Origin of the sequence: Sphingopyxis sp., assembly GCF_041916015.1 — a bacterium.
Classification (GTDB): domain Bacteria; phylum Pseudomonadota; class Alphaproteobacteria; order Sphingomonadales; family Sphingomonadaceae; genus Sphingopyxis.
The window spans coordinates 1-20167 of sequence record NZ_JAYSAH010000024.1; the positions used below are offsets into that span (position 1 = coordinate 1).

20 protein-coding genes and 1 other RNA gene are annotated in these 20167 nt (G+C 66.1%); 6 read left to right on the plus strand and 15 right to left on the minus strand.

Annotated elements, in window-relative coordinates; genetic code table 11:
• Window positions 1-200: 200 nt before the first annotated feature.
• Window positions 201-839 (plus strand): hypothetical protein, encoded by a 639-nt coding sequence (locus ACE3SL_RS03905; RefSeq protein ID WP_374524449.1) that lies wholly within the window; start codon window positions 201-203, stop codon window positions 837-839.
• Window positions 840-848: 9 nt separating this feature from the next.
• Here ACE3SL_RS03905 and ACE3SL_RS03910 read toward each other — a convergent pair whose 3' ends face one another.
• The 9 genes from ACE3SL_RS03910 to ACE3SL_RS03950 form a co-directional block, all read right to left on the minus strand.
• Window positions 849-1004, minus strand: a complete 156-nt coding sequence (locus tag ACE3SL_RS03910) for a hypothetical protein (protein ID WP_374524450.1) — start codon at window positions 1002-1004, stop codon at window positions 849-851.
• Window positions 1005-1077: 73 nt separating this feature from the next.
• Window positions 1078-1462, minus strand: an RNA gene (gene rnpB / locus ACE3SL_RS03915) — RNase P RNA component class A.
• Between the two features lie 38 nt (window positions 1463-1500).
• Window positions 1501-2190, minus strand: a complete 690-nt coding sequence (locus tag ACE3SL_RS03920) for an N-acetylmuramoyl-L-alanine amidase (protein ID WP_374524451.1) — start codon at window positions 2188-2190, stop codon at window positions 1501-1503.
• A 67-nt stretch (window positions 2191-2257) separates the two neighbouring features.
• Window positions 2258-3130 carry a protein-glutamate O-methyltransferase CheR gene (locus tag ACE3SL_RS03925; protein ID WP_374524452.1) on the minus strand — a complete coding sequence of 291 codons (873 nt, stop codon included), beginning with the start codon at window positions 3128-3130 and terminating at the stop codon, window positions 2258-2260.
• Window positions 3127-4239: a chemotaxis-specific protein-glutamate methyltransferase CheB gene (gene cheB, locus ACE3SL_RS03930; protein ID WP_374524453.1), complete on the minus strand. Its 1113-nt coding sequence runs from the start codon at window positions 4237-4239 to the stop codon at window positions 3127-3129. Before cheB ends, ACE3SL_RS03925 begins: the two co-directional genes overlap by 4 nt.
• Before the next feature lie 10 nt (window positions 4240-4249).
• Window positions 4250-4624, minus strand: coding sequence for a response regulator (locus ACE3SL_RS03935; RefSeq protein ID WP_329629345.1), 375 nt, complete (start codon window positions 4622-4624; stop codon window positions 4250-4252).
• A 72-nt stretch (window positions 4625-4696) separates the two neighbouring features.
• Window positions 4697-5134 (minus strand): chemotaxis protein CheW, encoded by a 438-nt coding sequence (locus tag ACE3SL_RS03940; protein WP_374524454.1) that lies wholly within the window; start codon window positions 5132-5134, stop codon window positions 4697-4699.
• Window positions 5131-7512, minus strand: coding sequence for a chemotaxis protein CheA (locus ACE3SL_RS03945; protein ID WP_374524455.1), 2382 nt, complete (start codon window positions 7510-7512; stop codon window positions 5131-5133). Before ACE3SL_RS03945 ends, ACE3SL_RS03940 begins: the two co-directional genes overlap by 4 nt.
• Before the next feature lie 100 nt (window positions 7513-7612).
• Window positions 7613-8254 (minus strand): histidine phosphotransferase family protein, encoded by a 642-nt coding sequence (locus ACE3SL_RS03950; protein WP_374524456.1) that lies wholly within the window; start codon window positions 8252-8254, stop codon window positions 7613-7615.
• A 132-nt stretch (window positions 8255-8386) separates the two neighbouring features.
• On the opposite strand from ACE3SL_RS03950, the gene ACE3SL_RS03955 reads away from it, so the two are divergent.
• The 3 genes from ACE3SL_RS03955 to ACE3SL_RS03965 all read left to right on the plus strand — a co-directional run bounded on the left by ACE3SL_RS03955 (window position 8387) and on the right by ACE3SL_RS03965 (window position 10764).
• A complete protein-coding gene (locus tag ACE3SL_RS03955) occupies window positions 8387-9343 on the plus strand; it encodes an RluA family pseudouridine synthase (protein WP_374524457.1) in 957 nt (318 codons plus the stop codon).
• 76 nt (window positions 9344-9419) lie between these two features.
• Complete coding sequence (gene rpoH / locus ACE3SL_RS03960; RefSeq protein WP_374524458.1) at window positions 9420-10322, plus strand: RNA polymerase sigma factor RpoH; 903 nt, start codon at window positions 9420-9422, stop codon at window positions 10320-10322.
• Between the two features lie 55 nt (window positions 10323-10377).
• The gene (locus ACE3SL_RS03965; RefSeq protein WP_374524459.1) at window positions 10378-10764 is read left to right on the plus strand and encodes a cupredoxin domain-containing protein; all 387 of its coding nucleotides are present in this window, start codon (window positions 10378-10380) and stop codon (window positions 10762-10764) included.
• A gap of 147 nt (window positions 10765-10911) precedes the next feature.
• Here ACE3SL_RS03965 and ACE3SL_RS03970 read toward each other — a convergent pair whose 3' ends face one another.
• Entirely contained in the window at window positions 10912-11751 is an 840-nt protein-coding gene (locus ACE3SL_RS03970; RefSeq protein WP_374524460.1) for a transporter, read from the minus strand.
• Between the two features lie 69 nt (window positions 11752-11820).
• Here ACE3SL_RS03970 and mtgA point away from each other — a divergent pair, with 69 nt between their 5' ends.
• The gene (mtgA, locus tag ACE3SL_RS03975; RefSeq protein WP_374524479.1) at window positions 11821-12498 is read left to right on the plus strand and encodes a monofunctional biosynthetic peptidoglycan transglycosylase; all 678 of its coding nucleotides are present in this window, start codon (window positions 11821-11823) and stop codon (window positions 12496-12498) included.
• 162 nt (window positions 12499-12660) lie between these two features.
• On the opposite strand, the gene ACE3SL_RS03980 is transcribed toward mtgA, so the two are convergent.
• The 4 genes from ACE3SL_RS03980 to aspS form a co-directional block, all read right to left on the minus strand.
• Window positions 12661-13197 (minus strand): J domain-containing protein, encoded by a 537-nt coding sequence (locus ACE3SL_RS03980; RefSeq protein WP_374524461.1) that lies wholly within the window; start codon window positions 13195-13197, stop codon window positions 12661-12663.
• Between the two features lie 472 nt (window positions 13198-13669).
• Window positions 13670-14455, minus strand: coding sequence for a polyphosphate kinase 2 family protein (locus ACE3SL_RS03985; protein ID WP_374524462.1), 786 nt, complete (start codon window positions 14453-14455; stop codon window positions 13670-13672).
• Window positions 14456-14523: 68 nt separating this feature from the next.
• Window positions 14524-15396, minus strand: coding sequence for an alpha/beta fold hydrolase (locus tag ACE3SL_RS03990; RefSeq protein WP_374524463.1), 873 nt, complete (start codon window positions 15394-15396; stop codon window positions 14524-14526).
• 126 nt (window positions 15397-15522) lie between these two features.
• Window positions 15523-17304, minus strand: coding sequence for an aspartate--tRNA ligase (gene aspS / locus ACE3SL_RS03995; protein ID WP_374524480.1), 1782 nt, complete (start codon window positions 17302-17304; stop codon window positions 15523-15525).
• 182 nt (window positions 17305-17486) lie between these two features.
• On the opposite strand from aspS, the gene rnd reads away from it, so the two are divergent.
• On the plus strand, window positions 17487-18677 hold the full coding sequence (gene rnd, locus ACE3SL_RS04000; protein WP_374524464.1) for a ribonuclease D: 1191 nt from the start codon (window positions 17487-17489) through the stop codon (window positions 18675-18677).
• Here the strand turns inward: rnd and ACE3SL_RS04005 are convergent.
• Window positions 18674-20161 (minus strand): Ppx/GppA family phosphatase, encoded by a 1488-nt coding sequence (locus tag ACE3SL_RS04005; RefSeq protein ID WP_374524465.1) that lies wholly within the window; start codon window positions 20159-20161, stop codon window positions 18674-18676. The two genes, rnd and ACE3SL_RS04005, sit on opposite strands and share 4 nt — an antisense overlap.
• Window positions 20162-20167: the final 6 nt, after the last annotated feature.

A 20167-nucleotide genomic window follows, 5' to 3' on the forward strand; every position in this document is an offset into this window, starting at 1 on the left:
AACACAGAAAACAAAAAGGATCGCAACGAGCGCGCCCAGCCGGTTTCCACCCCTCATTCGCCTTCCCTCCGCCCCAAACTTGCCGATCGTCATTGCGAGCGACGGTAGGAAAGCGCAATTTCTGCTGTGAGCCACGTCACAAACCATGGCATCCCTATTGCCTAAACGGGCGTCGATCCAGCGCGGAGGTTCCTATGCGAATGACGACTTTGGCAATGTTGCTGTTGGCTTCGGGGACCGCGCAGGCGATGCAGCGCCCGCAAATTCCCCCGATGTCCGATGCTGAAATCCGCGCCGACCTCAAGGACGGCGAGGAGATCGAAAGCCGCGTCGATGGCGACATGAACGGCGACGGCGATGTCGATACCGCGTGGATCGTCCGCGGCGAGGACAGCCGCTCGCTCCACGTCAGCTTCGCGGCGCGCGGCGAATATGACCTGTCGCACGACCCCGCGGGCAGCGTCGAACTCGACCCCTTTCCGCTCGGCCCCGCCGAGATGACGGTGAGCAAGGGCGTGCTGGTCGTGAAGGACCTGACCGGCGGCACCACCGCCACCGCGATCACCTATCGCTATCGCGGCGAGAAGGGAAAGATGAAGCTGATCGGCCTCGACGCAACGCTCTACAGCCGAACCTATGCCCACGACGGCGCCGGGATGAGCTGGAATCTGCTGACCGGCGATGTCGTCGCGACGAAGATGAAGCTCGTCGGCCATGGCGAAAACGCCAATTACGACAAATCCGCCGTCAAGCGGTTCAGGCGGCCGGTCCGAACCTATTATATGGAGGACACGCCGGACATCGAAGAGGCGCTCGGCATGGCGATGAAGGGCAAATGACGGCGACGTCTATTTGCTGAGCAGCACCGGCACGATCCAGATCGCGGACAGCACGACAATCACCGCGGCGAGCGAAATCGCGAGGACATAGCGGACGCCCTGCCCCTTCACCCCGCTGCTGGCTTCGGTCTCGGTCACCTCGACATGATCATCGACGACTTGCATGGCTCGTCTCCCTTTCCGTCCGCATGAAACGCGGGCCTTGCCTGCGGGGTTCCCGCGCTGCCGAATGGGAGAGTAAGCCAGAGGGTCTGTAAGCCGGGTTCTGTCCACCCCTTTTGACGGGGGATGGGCGATCATTCCTCTAGGCGGCCGGTTGCCCGGACGCTCAAGCAGTCAACCCGGACGGCGGGGCCGGAACCAGCCCTGAGTTTCCTCTTGCCATCCCTATTCGACCTTGCTCCCGGTGGGGTTTGCCGTGCCGCGTCCGTTGCCGTCCGCGCGGTGCGCTCTTACCGCACCCTTTCACCTTTCGCCGGGCCGAAGCCTTTGGCGGTCTGTTCTCTGTGGCACTTTCCCTGACCCCCTTGCGGAGGCCGCCGGACGTTATCCGGCACCGTGGTTTCCGTGGAGCCCGGACTTTCCTCCCCCGCTTGCGCGGCGGCGATCGCCCGACCCTCTGGCTGCGGTCATTATAGGCCTTTCGACCGGGTTTGACGAGTCAATTGCCCTCGGGCTGCGGGAGCAGCAGCGCGAGCAGGATCGCGCGGCATTCGCCGTCGATCGTGCCGTCGATCAGTTCGGGCCGGAACCGCCGCTGAAACGCGACCGTCGCCGCGAAACCGTCGGTCACGTCATAACCGAAGCGCTCGAGCGCGAGCAGGAACCCCGCATCGGTCCACAAGGGGTCGGTCAGCTTCTTGGTCGGGCGCGGCAGCGCGAGGCGGCGGCGGGCCAGTTCCTCCCATGGAAACAGCTCGCCCGGGTCCTGCTTGCGCGTCGGCGCGATGTCCGAATGGCCGACAACATTGCCGCGCGTGATCGCATAGCGATCCTTGATCTGGTGGACGAGACGGACGACCGAGGCGACCTGTGGGTCGGGAAAGGGCACATAGCCCCATTCGTGCCCCGGATTGACGATCTCGATCCCGACGCTTGCCGAATTGATGTCGCTGACCCCGCGCCAGTGCGACTTGCCGGCGTGCCAGGCGCGCTTGTCCTCGGCCACCATCAGCGTGATCTGGCCGTCCTCGCTGACGACATAGTGCGCCGATACTTTTGCCTCGGGATCGGCAAGCCGATCAATGGCTTCGGCGCCAGTCTTCATACCGGTATAATGGAGCACGATCATCGAAATGGGCAGCGCGCGCTCGTCGAAATTGGGAGACCAGCGTTCGATAAAATCGCTCATGCGTCCTGCGGTCCGTCCTGTCCCTGCCCGGTCCTTCCCCTGCGCCAGCGGCGGACAAATTGCAAGCTCAGGCCGCGATCGAGCGCGGCGGATCGGGGCGCCGTACCTGCTGGTCGGCGGGCTCGTACAGCCCGCGCAGCCGCGGGCTCGCGACGAACTGGTCGGTCTGTCCCAGCACCGTTTCGCCCGCGCCGAGGACGAGGAAGCTCTGCGCCGCCGCCATCGCGCGCAGCCGCGCGAACGCCTTCTGCCGCATCGGCAGCGAAAAATAGAGCAGCAGGTTGCGGCAGAAGATCAGGTCGGCGGGCGCGGCGAGCGGCGGCCGGTCGGTCAGCATATTCTGGACCGAGAAATCGACGCGGCGGCGCAAATCGGCCTTGGCGAGCCATCCCGCTTCGGTCTGGTCGAACCAGCGCACCATGCGCTGAACGGGCAGCCCGCGCTGAATCTCGAACTGGCTGTAGAGGCCGACGCGCGCGCGGCCGATCGCATGATAGCTGACATCGGTGCCGACGATATTGATCTGCCACCCCGCCCATTTGCTGTCCTGCTCGGCGAGCAGCATCGCCATCGAATAGGCTTCCTGCCCGGTCGATACCCCGCAATGCCAGATCGTCAGCCGGCGCTGACGCAGATTGATCCGGTGCAGATATTCAAGCGCGGTCTTCGCTATGTCATCGAAGACGCTATGTTCGCGATAGAAAAATGTCTCGTTATTGAGCATCGCATCGACCGTATCGTCGAGCAGCTGGCGGCTGTTGGAGGTGACGAGCGCCGCGACCAGCGCGTCGAGATCGGCGATGCCGTGGTGCTGCATCACCGGCTTCAGCGACATTTCGATCCGCCAGATGCGGTTCGGCGACAGCGTCTGCCCGGTCCGCGATTCGAGCACGCCCATCAGGACGCGATAGGCCGACTCGCTGGCGCTCGCGCCCATCATGACGAACGGCGTCCGGGCAGATAGCTGCCGAGCATCAGCGCGATCGCGTCGGGGTTGAGCGTCGCGGCGGCGAGCCCCGCCTTGGCGACCGCACCCGGCATCCCCCAGATGACGCAGCTTTCGGGCGCCTGTGCGAAGATCGTGCCCCCCGCCGCCTTGAGCCGCTCGGCGCCCTGCGCGCCGTCGCGGCCCATACCGCTCAGCACCACCGCGACCCCGCCGGCACCATAGGTTTCGGCGACCGACGCCAGCATCGGGTCCGCCGAGGGGCAGCAGCCATTGTCGACCGGCCGCCGGTCGAGCGCGATCTCGCGCCGCGCGCCGGTCGCGACGACCATCAGATGCGCATCGCCGGGGGCGAGGTAGATATGGTCCGGCTCGACCCTCATCCCGGCTTCGGCGACGCAGACCTTGCGCCGGGTCATCGTCGCGATCTGCCGCGCATAAAATTCCATGAAGGCGTCGGGCAGATGCTGGGTCAGCAGGATCGGCGCCGAAATGCGGGGGTCGAGGTTCGCAAGGAAGGTCGCGAAAGCCGGGATGCCGCCGGTCGATGCCGCGACCGCGATGCATTCGAGCCGCTGTCCGGCGTCGATCGCAACCGGCGCCGGCGGCGCGGGCGGGCGAAAGGCGACACGCGCCGCCGCCGGCACCGCCTCGCGCTGGCCGAGCGACAGGATGCGGTCGGTCAGCACCTCGGCAAAGCGGCCCGAAAAACTACCGCGCCCCGGCTTCGCAAGCGTGTCGCTGGCGCCGAGCGCAAGCGCCTCGATCGCCGCCGGCCCGCCCTCGACGCAGTTCGACGAGAGGATCAGCACCCGCGCATTCGCGGCGCGCTCCAAAATATGCGGCAGCGCGTCGATGCCGTTCATCCCCGGCATCTCGATATCGAGCACGACGACATCGACCGGCTCGCGCGCGAGAACCGCCAGCGCGTCATGCGCCGAGGCGACCGACGCGCAGACCATCAGGCCCGCGGTCTGATCGACGATGCGTTCGAGGATGCTGCGGACCACCAGGCTGTCGTCGACGAGCATCACGCGGACGCTGCGCCCCGTGGGCAGATCGACCCCGGCGGGATCGGAAGGGAGAAGGGCGGAGCGCGCCATCGGCCGTATCTCAGGCCACGCCGACGAGCTGCAGCTTTCCTTCGAGCGTTTCGCGGTCGAACGGTTTCATCACATATTCGTCGGCGCCCGCTTCGATCGCGGCGCGAATATGGTCGATGCTGTTCTCGGTGGTGCAGAAGACGACGCGCGGCCGGTCCTCGCGCCCATAGTCGAGGTCGTTGAACGCTCCGAGAAATTCCATTCCGCTCATTACCGGCATGTTCCAGTCGAGCAGGATCACGTCGGGGCGGTTGGCACGGCAAAAGGTCAGCGCCTCCTGTCCATCGGCGGCCTCTTCTACAGAAAAGGACATACTTTCAAGAATATGACGCGCGACCTTGCGAATCACTTTACTGTCGTCGACGACCAGACAAGATTTAGACATTGATGCCTCCGACCCCCGGGGTTGCCGCCATGCTAGGGCGAAGGGGTGTGCAGGTTGTTAATACGGCCGCCATCACGCGGCCTTAAGCGTGGGCAGCGTGATAAAATGCGACGGATCGACGACGAGCAAAGATTGGCCTTCGTGCTCGATCATCGCTTCGGCGACCCGCGCCCAGCCGGGAAGCAGCTTGCCGGTGACGCGCGTTTCGGGCGCATCGATGAAGCAGACATCCTCGACCGCGTCGGCGAGCAGGGCATAGCCATGGTCGGCGACATCGACGACGACGACGCGCTGTCCCGGCGCGACAGCGACCGGCGACAAACCGACGACGACATGCGGATCGATCAGCGTGAAGACGCGGCTGCGCAGCGCGAACAGCCCCGCGACATGCGGCGGCGCGCCGGGCACCTCGACCGGCGTGCCGACGGTCACGACCGAATGGATCGAGCGGCTGCGCAGCGCGACGCGGGTGTCGGCGATGCGTGCGACGAGATAGAGCTTGTCCATCATGGGCGTCTTCCCCCGACGCTTCGCCGCAGCGCCTCGAGCAGCGCGCCCCGATCGTAGCGATAGATGGTTTCGTCCTCCGGCCCCGATGCAGCGACCGAGTTTCGCAAACGGATGGTCGGCACCGACCTGTCGCTCGCAGCGGCGGCGCCATCGGCAGACAGGCAGAGCAGCACGTCGGCGGCCTCATCGGCCTCCGGCGCGATGCGATAGCCGGCGCTCAGCAGGATCGGCGCAAGGAAATTGGCACCCCAGCCATCCGCGTCGTCGGCGATGCGGCACAGCGGTGCCTGCTCGGCCGGCGCCACGGCCGCCCGCGCATATTGTTCCATCAGCCAGAACGGATCGATCAGTTCGACGGGCTCGCCACCGACGATGACGATTCCCGCGATCAGCCCCGGCGCCATGGCGGGCTGGACCAGTTCGGGCAGGCGGATGATGTCGATTACCGACTCGATCGGATAGCAAAGCACCATCTGTCCGTCGTGCAGGCGAAGCAACTTCTGCGCGCCATGCTCCTCGGGCAGGCGGGCGGCGTGGACCGGGAAGATGCCGTCGCCGATCTGCACCTGCACCTGTCCCGCGCTCTCGAACAGCGCGAGCGCGGGAACCTCCTCGACCCGCTCGATGACCGACAGGCGGACACCGCGCGTGCGGCCGTCCGTGTCGCGGAAGAGCAGGAGCTGCGCGGCGCCCCGTTCGGCAGCAGCAGCGGCTTCGGCCTCGACCGCCCGGTCCATCTGGCGTCCCGCCTCCGATGCGTCGATCGCGGCGGCGGCAAGGATGCCCTGGACGTCGAGCAGCAGCACCGGCCGGCCGTTGTCGGGCAGCGTGGTGCCGGCATAAAGCCCGGTCGCCATGATCATCGGCGCGGCGGGCTTGATCACCAGCTCCTCATGATCGTGGATCGCCGCGACGCTGAGCGCATAGCTCTGTCCCTGCCCCGGACGGACCAGAACGAGCGCGCGGTCGTCGGCATCGTCGCGCTCGTCGCGCGCGCGGCCGAGAATGGTTTCGAGGCGGAGCAGCGGGAACTGTTCGCCGCGCACGGTGACGAGTTCACCGCCGCCGACCTGTTCGATGCGGACGCTGTCGCTGGTTTCGAGCAGGATTTCGCGCACCGAACCGCGCGGGATCGCGAAATATTGCCCGGCGGCGCGGACCATCAGGCCCGAGATGATCGTCAGCGTCATGGGCACGCGCAGCACGACCGCGAGCCCCCGGCCCTCATCGTTGCGGAGTTCGACGACGCCGCCGATCTTTTCGACATTCGCCTTGACGATATCCATCCCGACGCCGCGGCCCGAGATGGCGGTGATCCGGGCAGCGGTCGAGAATCCGGGGCGGAAGATCAGGTCGAGCTTTTCGCGCGGGGCCAGCGCGCGCGCGTCGGCGGCCGAAAACATGCGCGCCGCGATCGCCTTCTGGACGAGCGCGTCGGGCGACAGGCCGCGCCCGTCGTCGCTCACCTCGATCTCGATCTGGTTGCCCGACTGGCGCGCCGAGACGCGGATCGTCGCGGTGATGTCCTTGCCGGCGGTGACGCGGGCGTCGAGCGGCTCGATGCCGTGGTCGATCGCGTTGCGGACGATGTGGATCAGCGGATCGCGGATATTCTCCATCATCTCGCGGTCGAGCTCGACTTCGCCGCCGCTGGTGGCGAAACGCACCTTCTTGCCGAGGTCCTGCGCCAGATCGCGGACGATGCGCGGCAGCGGCGCGAACAATTTGTCGATCCGCTGCATCCGCATGTGGCTGACCGACTGGCGCATCCCGGCGATCGAATCCGACAGCCGGTCGAACGACGCGATCAGCGACGGATCGGCGCCCGATTCGCGCAGCATCCGCGCGAATTCGTTGCGCGCGAGGACGATGTCGGTGACCCCCGTCATCACGCTGTCGAGCAGCGGCAGCGGCACGCGGATCGAGCGCCAGCCCTGCAGGTCGGTCACGAAATCATCGTCGCGGCGAAGCTGGATTTCACCGATCCCGCGCCGATCCTCGACGGGCGCGCCCTGGGCCGCAAGCGCGGCGATGACATCGGAATCATCGCCCGCCGGCTCGGCGCCCTCCTTGCCGAGCGCTTTGCAAAGCGTGGACAATCGGTCGACGATCCCGAGCACTCCGGTGACCAGCGCCGCATCGGCGGCGCGATGGCCGCGGCGCACCTGATCGAGCGCATCCTCGGCCGCGTGCGACAGCGCGGTCACGCGCGGCAGCGAGAGGAAGCCCGAGCTGCCCTTGATCGTATGAACGGAACGGAAGATCGCGTCGAGCTGTGCGCGGTCGGCAGGGTCAGCCTCCCACGCGACGAGTGCCCCGCCGGCCTCGGCAAGGATTTCCGCCGTCTCGGCAAGAAAATCGTTCAGCAGATCGTCCATAACGGTGTCGAAGCGCCCCAAAAATTCGAGGCGCCACCATGGCCGACAATGGTTAATGGAGGGTTTGCTTGCAGGGTGTCGAGGACGAAACCGGACTCGATCAGCGCCCCTTCAAAACCGCTCCCACCAGCAGCGAGGTCGGCGTTTCGCGCGCGAGCATGACCGTGCCGCCATTCTGCTTCGCCACCGCCTGCACCAGCACCGCGGGCGCGGTGCGCGAGGTCATCGCGGTGGCGCCCTCCCCCTCCGCGAGGATGCGTTCGACATCGGCGTCTAGGAAGATGCGCTCGGCCTCGACATGCAGCGCGATTTCGATGCCCCCACCCTGATTTTCGCAGCCGATATCGAGCCGCCCGCCGCGCACCAGCGCATCGACGAGGAGCAGCGACAGGTTGAGGATGATCTTGACCGCGGGCTTGGGCAGCGGATCGGGGCCGATCATCCAGTTGAGGTCGATCGCACGGTCGCCGATGATCCCGGTGATCGCCGATTTGGCCTCGTCGGCCGGAACCAGTTCGCCGAACCCGCCCGCCGACCCGAAGGCAAGGCGGAAGAATTTGAGCTTGTTCGCCGAGGTCCGCGCGCTCTGTTCGAGCAGTTCGATGCAACGCGCGCGCATCTCCGGGTCTTTTTCGTCGGCGAGCAGTTCGAGGCCGTTGGCGAAGGCGCCGACGGGGCTCAGCAGATCGTGGCACAGCCGCGAGGCCAGCATGGACGCGAAATCGACGCGATCGTCGGACATGATTGGATGCACTCCCCGCAGACCGGACCTTTCCGGCTCGCGCCTGCTCCCTAAGCCAGGCGCGGGGTTGAGGGCAAGCGCGATGCGCCCGGTCCCCTTGAATTTCGGCGCCCCGAACCCATATCGCGACCAATGTTGGGGGACGACGAGATACTTACCGTGACGCTGCTGGACAGCGCGGCCGGGCTGCGGCTCGACCGGGCGCTGGCCGAGGCGCTTCCCGACCTTTCGCGCGAACGATTAAAGACGCTGATCAAGGGAGGCCGCGTCGCCGATGCGGGCGGAACCATTCTGTGGGACCCATCGGCGAAGGCCGCGGCGCCCGCGACACTCGCGCTCCGCCTGCCCGCTCCTGCCCCGGCGCATAATGCCGCGCAGGATATGGGCCTCGTCATCGCTTTTGAGGACGAGCATCTGATCGTCGTCGACAAGCCCGCGGGGATGGTCGTCCATCCCGCCGCGGGCAATCTCGACGGGACGATGGTCAACGCTTTGCTCCACCATTGCGCGGGGCAATTGTCGGGGATCGGCGGGGTCGCGCGGCCGGGCATCGTCCACCGCATCGACAAGGACACCAGCGGGCTGATCGTCGCCGCCAAACACGACAAGGCTCATGAGGGTCTCGCAAAACAGTTCGCGGCACACAGCATCGACCGCCGCTATCTCGCGCTCGCAACCGGGCGCCCGATGCCCGCGAACGGCACCGTCAACGCCGCGCTCGGCCGGTCGAGCACCAACCGCAAGAAGATGGCAGTCGTTGCCGAAGGCCGCGGCAAGCACGCGATCACCCATTACCGGACGATCGAGCCGCTCAAGGGCGCGACTCTGGTCGAATGCCGGCTGGAGACCGGCCGCACGCATCAGGTCCGCGTCCATATGGCGCATATCGGTCATCCGCTGGTCGGCGACCCGGTCTATGGCCGGGTCAAAAAGCCGCTCTCGGACTTATTAAAAGCGCGTAATTTTGCGCGTCAGGCGTTGCACGCGGCCCATTTGGGTTTTATTCATCCGGTGACGGGTAACCGGGTCGCGCTCGACAGCGAACTCCCGCAGGATATGCGGGAACTGCTCGATGAACTGCGCGTTTAAGTTTCGAATGAAAATCTATCTCGACCGCCGGATGCAACCGCGGCACTCTCTCCTCTGAAGAATTAGGGAAGACGCTATGGCTAACAAAAGCAATGTTCCGGCAGTGGTGCCCGCGCTCGGCGGTGAGGCGAGCCTGAACCGCTATCTGGCCGAGATCCGCAAATTTCCGCTGCTGACGCCCGAGCAGGAATATATGCTCGCGAAGCGCTTTCAGGAGCATGGCGACAATGAAGCCGCGGCGCAGCTCGTCACCAGCCACCTCCGCCTCGTCGCGAAGATCGCGATGGGCTATCGCGGCTATGGCCTGCCGGTCAGCGAGCTGATCAGCGAGGGCAATATCGGCCTGATGCAGGGCGTGAAGAAGTTCGACCCCGAACGCGGCTTCCGCCTCGCCACCTATGCGATGTGGTGGATTCGCGCCTCGATCCAGGAATTCATCCTTCGCTCGTGGAGCCTCGTGAAGATGGGCACCACCGCGGCGCAGAAGAAGCTGTTCTTCAACCTCCGCCGGATGAAGAATAATCTCGACGCGTTCGAGGATGGCGACCTCAGCCCCGAAAACCTCAAGAAGATCGCGACCGACCTCGGCGTCACCGAGGAGGAAGTCGTCAGCATGAACCGCCGCATGGCGATGGGCGGCGACACGTCGCTCAACGTCCCGATGGGCGAGGATGGCGACAGCCAGTGGCAGGATCTGCTCGGCGACGAGGGCCCGCTGCAGGACGAGCGCGTGGCCGAGGCCGAGGAACGCGACGTGCGGCACGCGCTGCTGAGCGAAGCGCTCGCGACCCTCAATGAGCGCGAACGCCATATCCTGACCGAACGCCGCCTGACCGACGATCCGAAGACGCTCGAGGATCTGAGCCAGGTTTACGACGTCAGCCGCGAGCGCGTGCGGCAGATCGAGGTACGCGCGTTCGAGAAGCTGCAAAAGGCGATGCTCAAGCTCGCGGGCGACCGCCGTCTGATCAACGCCTGAGGCAGCGATTCGCGGGGGCCATAGCGCCGGGTCTTTCCGGCGGAGGAGACATGCCATGCGTATCCTGCCTCTCACCCTTGCCGCGCTTGTCCTCTCGGTTCCCGTCACCGCCGCCGAAACCCAGGGACAAGTGACGGTGACGCTCGCGAATTTCAGCTTCACTCCCGCCGACCTGCACCTCCACGCCGGTCAGCCGGTGACGATTCATTTCGTCAATACGGGGTCGGGCGGGCATGATTTCACCGCGCCGGAATTCTTCGCCGCCGCGACGATGGACACCGCGAACCGCGCCCGCGTCGGCGGGAAGCAAGGCCGCGTCTCGCTCGGCAAGGGCGAGAGCAGCGACGTGACGCTGACCCCGCGCGCCGGCACCTACAAGGCGCATTGCTCGCACTTCATGCATTCGACGATGGGGATGACGGGCACGGTCGTCGTCGATTGAGATGAAATTTGGAACGCGTTCCTTTTAGATAAGGACGCCGCGCTCCCGCGAAGGCGGGAGCCCATCTCCGACCGGTGCCATTTTGAGCCGGCAGGAGATGGGTCCCCGCCTTCGCGGGGACGCGCGGTTTTTCTATTCCGCCTACGGTCAGAAGCGCCGCACATATCCCGCATAGAGTTGCAGATCGGGGCTGTCGCGATTGAGCCCGATATTCACGCCCATGTCCCACTGGCTGTCGCCGTCCGGCTGCCACCCCGCCGACACCCCGGCGAGCCATTCACTGCTATGCCCGGCCGGATCGCGGTCGCGGGTGACCGACACTTCGGTCGATACCGAAACCGCCTCGGACAGGCTGAAACCGAGCCCCACGACGCTGCCATAGGCCAGATGCCGGCCCTTGCCGTCGCCATCGACCGCCGCGTCGATATGTGGAGTCAGGCCGATCGACACCGGCCCCGCCTCGATCCCGACCGGCACCAGAAACCCTGCTCCCCAATCCCCCGCGCCGACGCCATTCCCGCCGGTCGGCAGGGTCGCATAAGGCATCGCGGCGATCGAAAAGCCCGACCCGTCGGGATTGCGCAGATTCTGCCGCAGCGCGAGCGTCACGTCGCCGCTGCGCGTCCGCTTGTCCACGGTGCCGAGTCCCGCGTCGCGTTCGCGGACATGGCCGATCGCGGTCCAGCCCAGCTGCGCCTCCAGCGACGAGGTCAGGCCGACGCGGACAAGCGCCTCGCCTGCGAGAATCGTGTCGGTGCGCTGCGGACCATCGCTTTCGCGCGTCCAGTCGCCGAGCCCAAGCTCGAAAACCGGCTTCCCCGGCTCGACGGTGCAGGCAGGCGTGCCGAGCCCCGGACGGTCGGGGCACAGATCGCGCCCTTCCGACGCAAAGGCGGGCGTGACGACGATCAAGGCGCCAAGCACCGCGAGCTTCCGGATCATCGAGGCCTTTTCCATCTGTCCCTTTTCCATCTGTCCCTTTGCCATCTTTCCCTTTGAACGCCTCTCGACTAGGCCGCTTTCATGGCGAGGAAAAGCGGGCGCACGAAATTCACGATGGGACGGTTGTTTGGCACCGGGGCCAAAGTCGTCTTTGGCTTCATCCTCTTCTCGGTCCTGTGGGTCCTGCTCTACGCGGTCGTGCCGCCGCCGGTAACGATCACGATGCTGACCGACGGCAACGGCATCACCAAGGACTGGACGAGCCTGGCGAACATCGACCGCAACATGGTCCGCGCCGCAATCGCCGCCGAGGACGGCAAATATTGCAGCCACGACGGCTTCGACCGCGACGCGATCGAACAGGCGATCGAGCGCAACGCCAAGGGCAAGCGCATCCGCGGCGGATCGACGATCAGCCAGCAGACCGCGAAGAATGTCTTCCTGTGGCAGGGCAGCGGCTGGACCCGCTACCTCCGCAAGGTGCCCGAGGTGTGGTTCACCTTCCTGATCGAGAAAATCTGGGGGAAGCGGCGGATCATGGAGGTCTACCTCAACGTCGCCGAGACCGGCCTCGGCACTTACGGCGTCGAGGCGGGCGCGCAGCGCTATTTCAAGCATGGCGCGAGCAAGCTGACCCCGCAGGAAGCCGCGCGCATCGCCGCCATCCTGCCGCTCCCCAAAAAGCGCGAGGCGATCAGCCCTTCAGGATTCACCCGCCGCTACGGCAATTCGATCCGCGCACGGATCGGGGTTGTGGGGCGCGACGGGCTGGATGGGTGCGTTTATAAATAAGGTCCGCTTTGGGGTGGGAAGCGGACGCTGCCCTTTCTTTACTTCGTCATCCCCGCGAAAGCGGGGACCCAGAGCGTCCGTCCGCTTACCCATCCCTGGGTTCCCGCTTTCGCGGGAATGACGAAGGGAGAGAGTGCGGCAACTCCCGGTCGCAAACCGCCGTCAAGCCGGCTTCCAGCTCTTGCGCTCTTCGGCCTGCTTGAGCACCTCAAATGCCGCCTGCCCCGCCGCGAAGCGCTTCGCGGCCTCGGCGTCGTCCGGCTTCACATCGGGGTGGCATTCCTTCGCATAGGCGCGCCACGCCTTTTTCATCGCGTCGAAATCCGCATCGGGGTCGAGCCCCAGCAGTTCGAGCGCACGCATCTCGTCGGCGCTGCGGCTGCCGTCGCCCGATCCGCCCCACGCATAATGCTGCGCGCGGGCATAGCTGCGCGCGCCCAGCGCCTCTTCGGCAGCGCGCGCCGCGGCATCTTCGGCGCTGAGGCCCGCGAAATAGTCCCAGCCGCGATTATATTCGGCGGCGTGCGCTTCGCAGAAATACCAGCGTTCGGGGCTGTTCGGCGACTTGGGTGCGGGGCAGTTGCCGGGATTGGTGCAACCGTGACGGTCGCACAGCCGCACCTTCTGCGTCTCGCGCGACGAGCCATAGGGGCGCCAGCGGGGAAACCCCCAGTCGTCGGATCTCTTGGCGCGGCTCATCGTCCCCATGTAGCGAGCGGGGCGCGCATTGGCTAGGCGCCGCCGCGCGAAAAAGGGCGCAAAAAGCCCTTTCCTACATTATTTCGCCGTGCCAGCCTCGCGCTTCGGCTCTTTGCAATCGTTCGTTCCCTGTCCCACCCTCCCCCTTTATGGGGAGGTAGCGAGACTTGGCGGCTGTGGCCGCCTAGTCGCAGCGGAGGGGGTGCGGTCTCGGCCTGAAACGACAGCGCGAGGACGCTCCTTCACTCCCATCCAACTCCGCCTGATCGCTCCGCGATAAGGCTCCATATCCTTCCCCCATCAAGGGGGAAGGATTCTTGGATTTCTCTGAGAACTAAAGCGACAAAAGAGACAGTTCCGACGCGCCGATCGGTATCTTTTGTCGCCTTAAGCCCCGAAGCCGCCCCCCCGCTAAAGCCACAAAGGACACAAATCCGAAGCGCCCATGCGGGGCTTTTGTGGCGTTAAGCGCTCAATCCTTCGGCGAATAGCCGAACGCTTTCTGCGCCAGCTTGACGACCGCCGGGTCGAGGTCCGGCGGCGTCATCGGCACCGCCGCCTCCAGCACCTCGACGATATGCGTCAAGGCCGCGATGCGCGCCGCCTTCTTGTTGTTGCCGTCGATCGCCTTCCACGGCGCCCAGCGCGTGTCGGTCTGCTGGAACATCTCTTCCATCGCGGCGAGATAGGCCTTGCGCTTCGAGCGGTTGCGATAATCGTCGGCGCCGGTCTTCCAGCGCTTCCACGGGTCGTTCAGCCGGTCGGCGAAGCGCTCGTCCTGTTCCTTCTGGGTGATGTGGACGAACAGCTTGACCAGGTTGGTGCGACTGCCGGTCAGCTGCGCCTCGAACTCGTTGATCTCGTCATAGCCCTTGCGCCATTCGGCCTCGGTCGCATAGCCCTCGACCCGCTCGACGAGGACGCGGCCGTACCAGCTGCGGTCGAAGATCGAGATTTCGCGATTGCCGGGCAGCCGCTTCCAGAAGCGCCAGAGGAAATGGCGCGACTTCTCTTCCTCGGTCGGCGCCGCGATCGGCCATACCTCGAAATAGCGTGGATCGAGCGACGCGGTCAGCCGCTGAATGATGCCGCCCTTCCCCGCCGCGTCCCAGCCTTCGAGCATGATGACGCTGCGCGCGCCATGGGTGATGTGCGCCGCCTGCAAGCGTTCGAGCCGGTCTTCGAGCGCGGCGATGTCCTTGCCATAGTCGCCGTCATATTTGGCGCCGGTCTCATGGTCGGAAAGCTGGATGGTCATGACGCCACCCTAGCGATGCGCGGGCGCCCGACCAAGCGGGCGATGTGTCCGGTTACGGCACAATGGGGTCAGAGCGTGCCGGTGATCAGGTCCGCAACGCGCGCAGGCGCTTCCATGGGAATGAAATGGCTATGCTCGGCCCATAGTTCGTCGCGGACCGCACCCAGCGCGAGACCTAGGCCGGTCCAGGTCGGGCTTTGCGAGAAATCCATCGCATCGCCGCGCGCGCCCTGCGGCGCGCGGATCAGCGTGACCGGGGCGGCCAAACCGCCGAGCCAGGCGTGCGGATCGGTGCGCAGCGCATTCTGGTACATCGACGCTTCGAGCGCCGGCGGACAGGCGAGTTCATACCCCTCGCCCGCAGCGGAGGGCAGCAGGCCATAGGTGCAATAATCGTCGAGGATCGCCGGGTCCCAACGGCTGTAGGGCACGCGATCGGCAAAGCGAGCCCGCATCTCGCCGGCGCCCGCCCATTGGTTCCGCCGCCGCGCGACCGGATGCTCGGCGGGATCGGGCACCGGCAGCGCCGCTTGCCCGTCATAAAGGGCGGGGTCCATGATCACTGGGTCGATAAGGATCAGGTGGCGAAAGGCGCCGGGCCGCTCGACGGCGAGCCGGGTCAGGACATAGCCGCCCATGCTGTGCCCGCACCCCACGAACGGCCGCCCCGCGAAACGGTCGATCAGCGGCAGCAACGCCTTCGCATTGCCGGTCCAGTCGCTCAGCGACGCCGGCCGGAAGCTGCGGCCATGTCCGCGGTGATCGGGCGCGACGACATGCGTCCCGGCCGGCAGCGCCGCGACGACGCGATCCCAGAGGCGGGCATGAAAGCCGGTGGCGTGGAGCAGCAGGACCGAAGCCCGCTCGCCCGGCTCGCCCCATTCGAACCAGCAGATATCGCCGTCCGGCGCCTTGAGCCGGTGTTCGCGTGGTTCCGTCACGGCTCCCCTCCCACAGGCTCGTCATTGCGAGCGGAGCGAAGCAATCCAGGGCGGTTTACGCACGCTCTGGATTGCTTCGCTCCGCTCGCAATGACGAAGGATGGGATCGCCTTCAACGACGAGGCCTCAGCCCTTCGGGCCGTCCATAAGGCGGATGTGCAGTTCCTTGAGCTGCTTGTCGCTGACCGGCGCCGGGGCGCCCATCATCAGATCCTCGGCCTTCTGGTTCATCGGGAAGACGACGACCTCGCGGATGTTCGGTTCGTCGGCGAGCAGCATCACGATGCGATCGACCCCCGGCGCCGAGCCGCCGTGCGGCGGCGCGCCGAACTTGAAGGCGTTGATCATGCCGGCGAAATTGCTGTCCACGTCGGCCTGCGAATAGCCCGCGATTTCAAAAGCCTTGTACATGATGTCGGGGCGATGGTTCCGGATCGCGCCCGACGACAGTTCGACGCCGTTGCAGACGATGTCGTACTGCCAGGCGAGGATGTCGAGCGGGTCCTTCGTCTCGAGTGCTTCGAGTTCGCCTTGCGGCATCGAGAAGGGGTTGTGGCTGAAGTCGATCTTGCCGGTGTCCTCGTCGGCCTCGAACATCGGAAAATCGACGATCCAGCACATCTCGAACTTGTTCGGATCGATCAGGTCGAGCTGTTCGGCGACGCGGGTGCGCGCGAAACCCGCGAGCTTCGCGGCCGTCGCTTCCTTGCCCGCGGCGAAGAACAGCCCGTCGTCGGGACCGATGCCGAGCTCGGCGGCGAGCGCATCCATCTTCTCCGGCCCATGGTTCTTGGCGATCGGTCCGCCCCATTCGCCGCCCTTGCGCGTCGCATAGCCGAGGCCCGCAAAGCCTTCGCCCTGCGCCCAGCTGTTCATGTCGTCGAAGAATTTGCGGCTCTTCTCGGCGGTTCCCGGCGCCGGGATCGCGCGCACGACGTCGCCCGCGGCGACGATGTCGGCGAAGCGGCCGAAGCCCGAGCCGGTGAAGTGCGACGAAACGTCGGTGATGATCAGCGGATTGCGGAGGTCGGGCTTGTCGTTGCCGTATTTCAGCATCGATTCGCGGTACGGGATGCGCGGAAAGCTGCCAGCCGGGGTCACCGACTTGCCGTTCGCATACTCCTCGAACACGCCCGCGAGCACGGGCTCGATCGCATTGAACACATCGTCCTGTGTGACGAAGCTCATCTCGAAGTCGAGCTGGTAGAATTCGCCGGGCGAGCGGTCAGCGCGCGCATCCTCGTCGCGGAAACAGGGCGCGATCTGGAAATAGCGGTCGAAGCCCGCGACCATCAGCAGCTGCTTGAACATCTGCGGCGCCTGCGGCAGCGCATAGAATTTGCCGGGATGAACGCGGCTCGGCACCAGATAGTCGCGCGCGCCCTCGGGCGACGAGGCGGTCAGGATCGGGGTCTGATATTCGGTGAAGCCCTGATCGACCATGCGGCGGCGCAGGCTCGCAATGACGTTCGAGCGCAGCAGGATATTCTTGTGCAGGCGGTCGCGGCGCAGGTCGAGGAAGCGGTATTTCAGGCGAATATCCTCGGGATATTCCTGATCGCCTGCGACCGGCATCGGCAGTTCGGCGGCGACCGACTGGACCGAGACATCGCGCGCGCGCACCTCGATCGCGCCCGTCGGCAGGTTCGCGTTCACGGTCTCGGCCGAGCGCGCGACGACGTCGCCGGTGATCGTCACGACGCTTTCGGCGCGCAGGCCGTCGAGGGTCGCGAAGGCCGGGTCGCTGCTGTCGGCGACGATCTGGGTGAGGCCATAATGGTCGCGCAGATCGACGAAGAGCAGCCCGCCATGGTCGCGCTTGCGGTGCACCCAGCCCGAGACGCGGACAGTCTGGCCGACATCCTCGGCGCGAAGCTGGCCGCAATTATGGGTGCGATAGGCGTGCATGGTCTCGTCTTTCAAATGTCCGGAGAGGCGCGCATCGAAAACGCGCCGATATGGCCGCGCCTAAGGCAATGCGGCGCGCCATTTGTCAAGGGTGGAGGGCGGAATCATCCCTCTCTTGAGGACTAATTCATGCGAGGTAAATTTTCCTGCCCGTCACGAAAAAGTCGCTGTATAGGCCGAATATGCAAATCCACCCGCTTATCGAAACCAGCGCCGCGCTCGTCGAATTTGTTGACCTCATCAAGACCAGCGATTTCGTCGCGGTCGATACCGAATTCATGCGCGAAAATACCTTCTGGCCCGAACTCTGCCTGATCCAGGTCGCCGACAGCGACCATGCCGCGGCGATCGACCCGATGGCCCCCGGGATGGATTTGAAGCCGCTGCTCGATTTACTGGTGGACAACGAGGACGTACTCAAGGTCTTCCATGCCGGCGGCCAGGACGTCGAAATCATCTTCAACCTGACCGGCAAGACGCCGCACCCGATCTTCGACACCCAGATCGGCCAGATGGCGCTCGGGCAAGCCGAACAGGTCGGCTATTCGAACCTCGTCGAGGCGTGGATCGGGCTGCAGCTCGACAAGGGCGCGCGCTTCACCGACTGGAGCCGCCGTCCGCTCGACAAGCGCCAGATCGATTATGCGATCGGCGATGTGACGCATCTCGCGAAGATTTTCCCGATGATGTTGAAGAAGCTGGTCAAGACCGGCCGCGGCCATTGGCTCGACGAGGAGATGGAAAAGCTTGCCGATCCATCGAACTACAACCTCGACCCCGACAAGGCGTGGCAGCGGATCAAGGCGCCATCGCGCAAGCCCGACGTGCTCGGCCGGCTGAAAGCGCTTGCCGCGTGGCGCGAACGCGAGGCGCGCAACAAGAACCTGCCGCGCGGACGCATCGTCAAGGACGAAACGCTCGCCGACCTCGCCGCGCATCCGCCGAAGCAGCAGGAAGGGCTCGGCGGCGTCCGCGGCCTGTCGGCGACGTGGAAGTCGAACGACATCGGCGGCCGCCTGATGGACGCGCTGGCGAACGCCCAGCCGCTCGCGAAGGACGACATGCCCGATCGCGCGCCGCGCGGGCCGGGGCTCGGCAAGGAGGGCACGCTGGTCGCCGACCTTCTGAAGCTGCTCCTCAAGATCCGCGCGCGCGAACTCAATGTCGCCGCGCGGCTGATCGCGCGGAGCGACGATCTTGAAGCGCTGGCCGCCGGAGGCCGCAACGACGATATTCCGATGATGCGCGGCTGGCGTTACGACGTCTTCGGCCACGCCGCGCTCGATCTGGTCGAAGGCCGGATGGGCTTCGCGGTCAAGAACGGCAAGCTGGTGATGAGCGAGATCGACGCCGCGGCGGCGAGCGAGGTTTAAAGCAGAACGAGCTCTGGCTTGGCGTCGAGCGCCTGTGCGAGAATGCGCAGCCGCCGCTCGACCGATTCCCCTGCGAGGTGATGCCAGCCGGCATCGAGGCAGAGCCGGAGCCTGCCGTCGATCAGCGCAATCCCGCTCGCTCGCAGCGGAGCCTCGACACCGCCGGTCAGGCGCTGCGCGAGGCGGATCGCCAGTCCCCATTGCCGCGCGCGTGCCAGCCGCTCCTCGTTCACGAGAGCGCCCATCGCCGGGAAGTCGGCATCGGCGCCGCCGAAGCCCGCATAAAGCGCGCGCGCCAGCAGGATGCGCCCCGGGATGTCGATGCTGCGCCAGTTGCCATGCAGCCCGATCTCGGTGCCGCGTTCGGCGCGGAAATCGGGATTCGCCGACCAGGCTACGTCGCTGAGCAAGCTCGCCGCGAGGCGGACGCGGCTGTCGGCCTGCGCCTCGCCCGCGAACAGCGGCGCGATCCAGTCGGCGATCGCCCGGCCGTGCGGCGCGAAGCGCGCGAGGCGCCGCCCCTCGAACTCGGCAGCGACGATCAGCGGGTCCTGCGCGCGAGTCTCGGCGTCGAGCGCCTGATAGAGCAGCCCTTCGCGAAGCCCCGACGACGACACCGTCATCTCGGGCACGTCGAGGATGTTGACGAGCGCGGCGAGCAGCGCCGCTGCATCGGGCAACGCTGCGGCGCGGTTCGACGCCATGCCGGGGATCGCCCGCAACTCCTCGAAGCTCAGGCGTTTCGTGGCGCGGAGCAGGCGGCGGAGCGCGGTGCGCGGGAAGGTGTGCTGGTCGAGAACCGCCAGCGGGTCCTTGGTGATTTCGAGGTCGAGGCGCGACAGCGCGCGCCACGAGCCGCCGACAAGGTAAAGCGGCAGGCCCGACAGGCCGCCGTTCGGCCACCCCGCCGTTTTCAGCATTTTGCGGATCGCGCGCTCGAACGCCTGCTCGCCGTCCTTGCGAAGCGCGGGGAGACGCAGCACTCCGAGCGGGAAGGAGGCGCGGCGTCCGACCTTGCCGTCGGCGACCTCGGCGAGTTCGAGGCTGCCGCCGCCGAGATCGACCGCGATCCCGCGCGCGTCGGGGATCGCCGACAGCACGCCATAGCCTGCCGCCTCGGCCTCCTCCTCGCCCGACAACAGCCGGATATCGAGCCCTGCCTCGGCGGCAGCGGCGATGAAGGCGGGGCCGTTTTCCGCGTCGCGCACCGCGGCGGTTGCGACGCATTGCAGATCCTTGACGTCCATATGCTTCGCGAGCAGCGCATAGCGGCGCAGCGCGACGAGGCCGCGCTCGGCATCTTCGGGCGCGATGCGGCCGTCGATCGACAGGCCGCGCCCGAGCCCTGCCGCGACCTTCTCGTTGAAGATCACCGCGGGGGCGCGTGGCGGGCCTTCGTACACGACGATACGTACCGAGTTCGACCCGATGTCGATCACCGCCGAACGATGGAGGGCGGTTCTGGAGGTGCGGAGGAAACCCAAGCTATT

What these genes read in the sequence shown, in the direction of transcription:
- ACE3SL_RS03950 (WP_374524456.1), bottom strand. Translation starts at nt 8,254, where the DNA reads ATGTCCGACGATCGCGTCGATTTCGCGTCCATGCTGGCCTCGCGGCTG.
- ACE3SL_RS03940 (WP_374524454.1), bottom strand. Translation starts at nt 5,134, where the DNA reads ATGATGGACAAGCTCTATCTCGTCGCACGCATCGCCGACACCCGCGTC.
- ACE3SL_RS03980 (WP_374524461.1), bottom strand. Translation starts at nt 13,197, where the DNA reads ATGAGCCGCGCCAAGAGATCCGACGACTGGGGGTTTCCCCGCTGGCGC.
- ACE3SL_RS03955 (WP_374524457.1), top strand. Translation starts at nt 8,387, where the DNA reads ATGTTGGGGGACGACGAGATACTTACCGTGACGCTGCTGGACAGCGCG.
- ACE3SL_RS03920 (WP_374524451.1), bottom strand. Translation starts at nt 2,190, where the DNA reads ATGAGCGATTTTATCGAACGCTGGTCTCCCAATTTCGACGAGCGCGCG.
- cheB (WP_374524453.1), bottom strand. Translation starts at nt 4,239, where the DNA reads ATGGCGCGCTCCGCCCTTCTCCCTTCCGATCCCGCCGGGGTCGATCTG.
- mtgA (WP_374524479.1), top strand. Translation starts at nt 11,821, where the DNA reads ATGGGACGGTTGTTTGGCACCGGGGCCAAAGTCGTCTTTGGCTTCATC.
- ACE3SL_RS03965 (WP_374524459.1), top strand. Translation starts at nt 10,378, where the DNA reads ATGCGTATCCTGCCTCTCACCCTTGCCGCGCTTGTCCTCTCGGTTCCC.
- ACE3SL_RS03905 (WP_374524449.1), top strand. Translation starts at nt 201, where the DNA reads ATGACGACTTTGGCAATGTTGCTGTTGGCTTCGGGGACCGCGCAGGCG.
- ACE3SL_RS03925 (WP_374524452.1), bottom strand. Translation starts at nt 3,130, where the DNA reads ATGATGGGCGCGAGCGCCAGCGAGTCGGCCTATCGCGTCCTGATGGGC.
- rnd (WP_374524464.1), top strand. Translation starts at nt 17,487, where the DNA reads ATGCAAATCCACCCGCTTATCGAAACCAGCGCCGCGCTCGTCGAATTT.
- ACE3SL_RS03985 (WP_374524462.1), bottom strand. Translation starts at nt 14,455, where the DNA reads ATGACCATCCAGCTTTCCGACCATGAGACCGGCGCCAAATATGACGGC.
- aspS (WP_374524480.1), bottom strand. Translation starts at nt 17,304, where the DNA reads ATGCACGCCTATCGCACCCATAATTGCGGCCAGCTTCGCGCCGAGGAT.
- ACE3SL_RS03945 (WP_374524455.1), bottom strand. Translation starts at nt 7,512, where the DNA reads ATGGACGATCTGCTGAACGATTTTCTTGCCGAGACGGCGGAAATCCTT.
- rpoH (WP_374524458.1), top strand. Translation starts at nt 9,420, where the DNA reads ATGGCTAACAAAAGCAATGTTCCGGCAGTGGTGCCCGCGCTCGGCGGT.
- ACE3SL_RS03910 (WP_374524450.1), bottom strand. Translation starts at nt 1,004, where the DNA reads ATGCAAGTCGTCGATGATCATGTCGAGGTGACCGAGACCGAAGCCAGC.
- ACE3SL_RS03970 (WP_374524460.1), bottom strand. Translation starts at nt 11,751, where the DNA reads ATGGCAAAGGGACAGATGGAAAAGGGACAGATGGAAAAGGCCTCGATG.
- ACE3SL_RS03935 (WP_329629345.1), bottom strand. Translation starts at nt 4,624, where the DNA reads ATGTCTAAATCTTGTCTGGTCGTCGACGACAGTAAAGTGATTCGCAAG.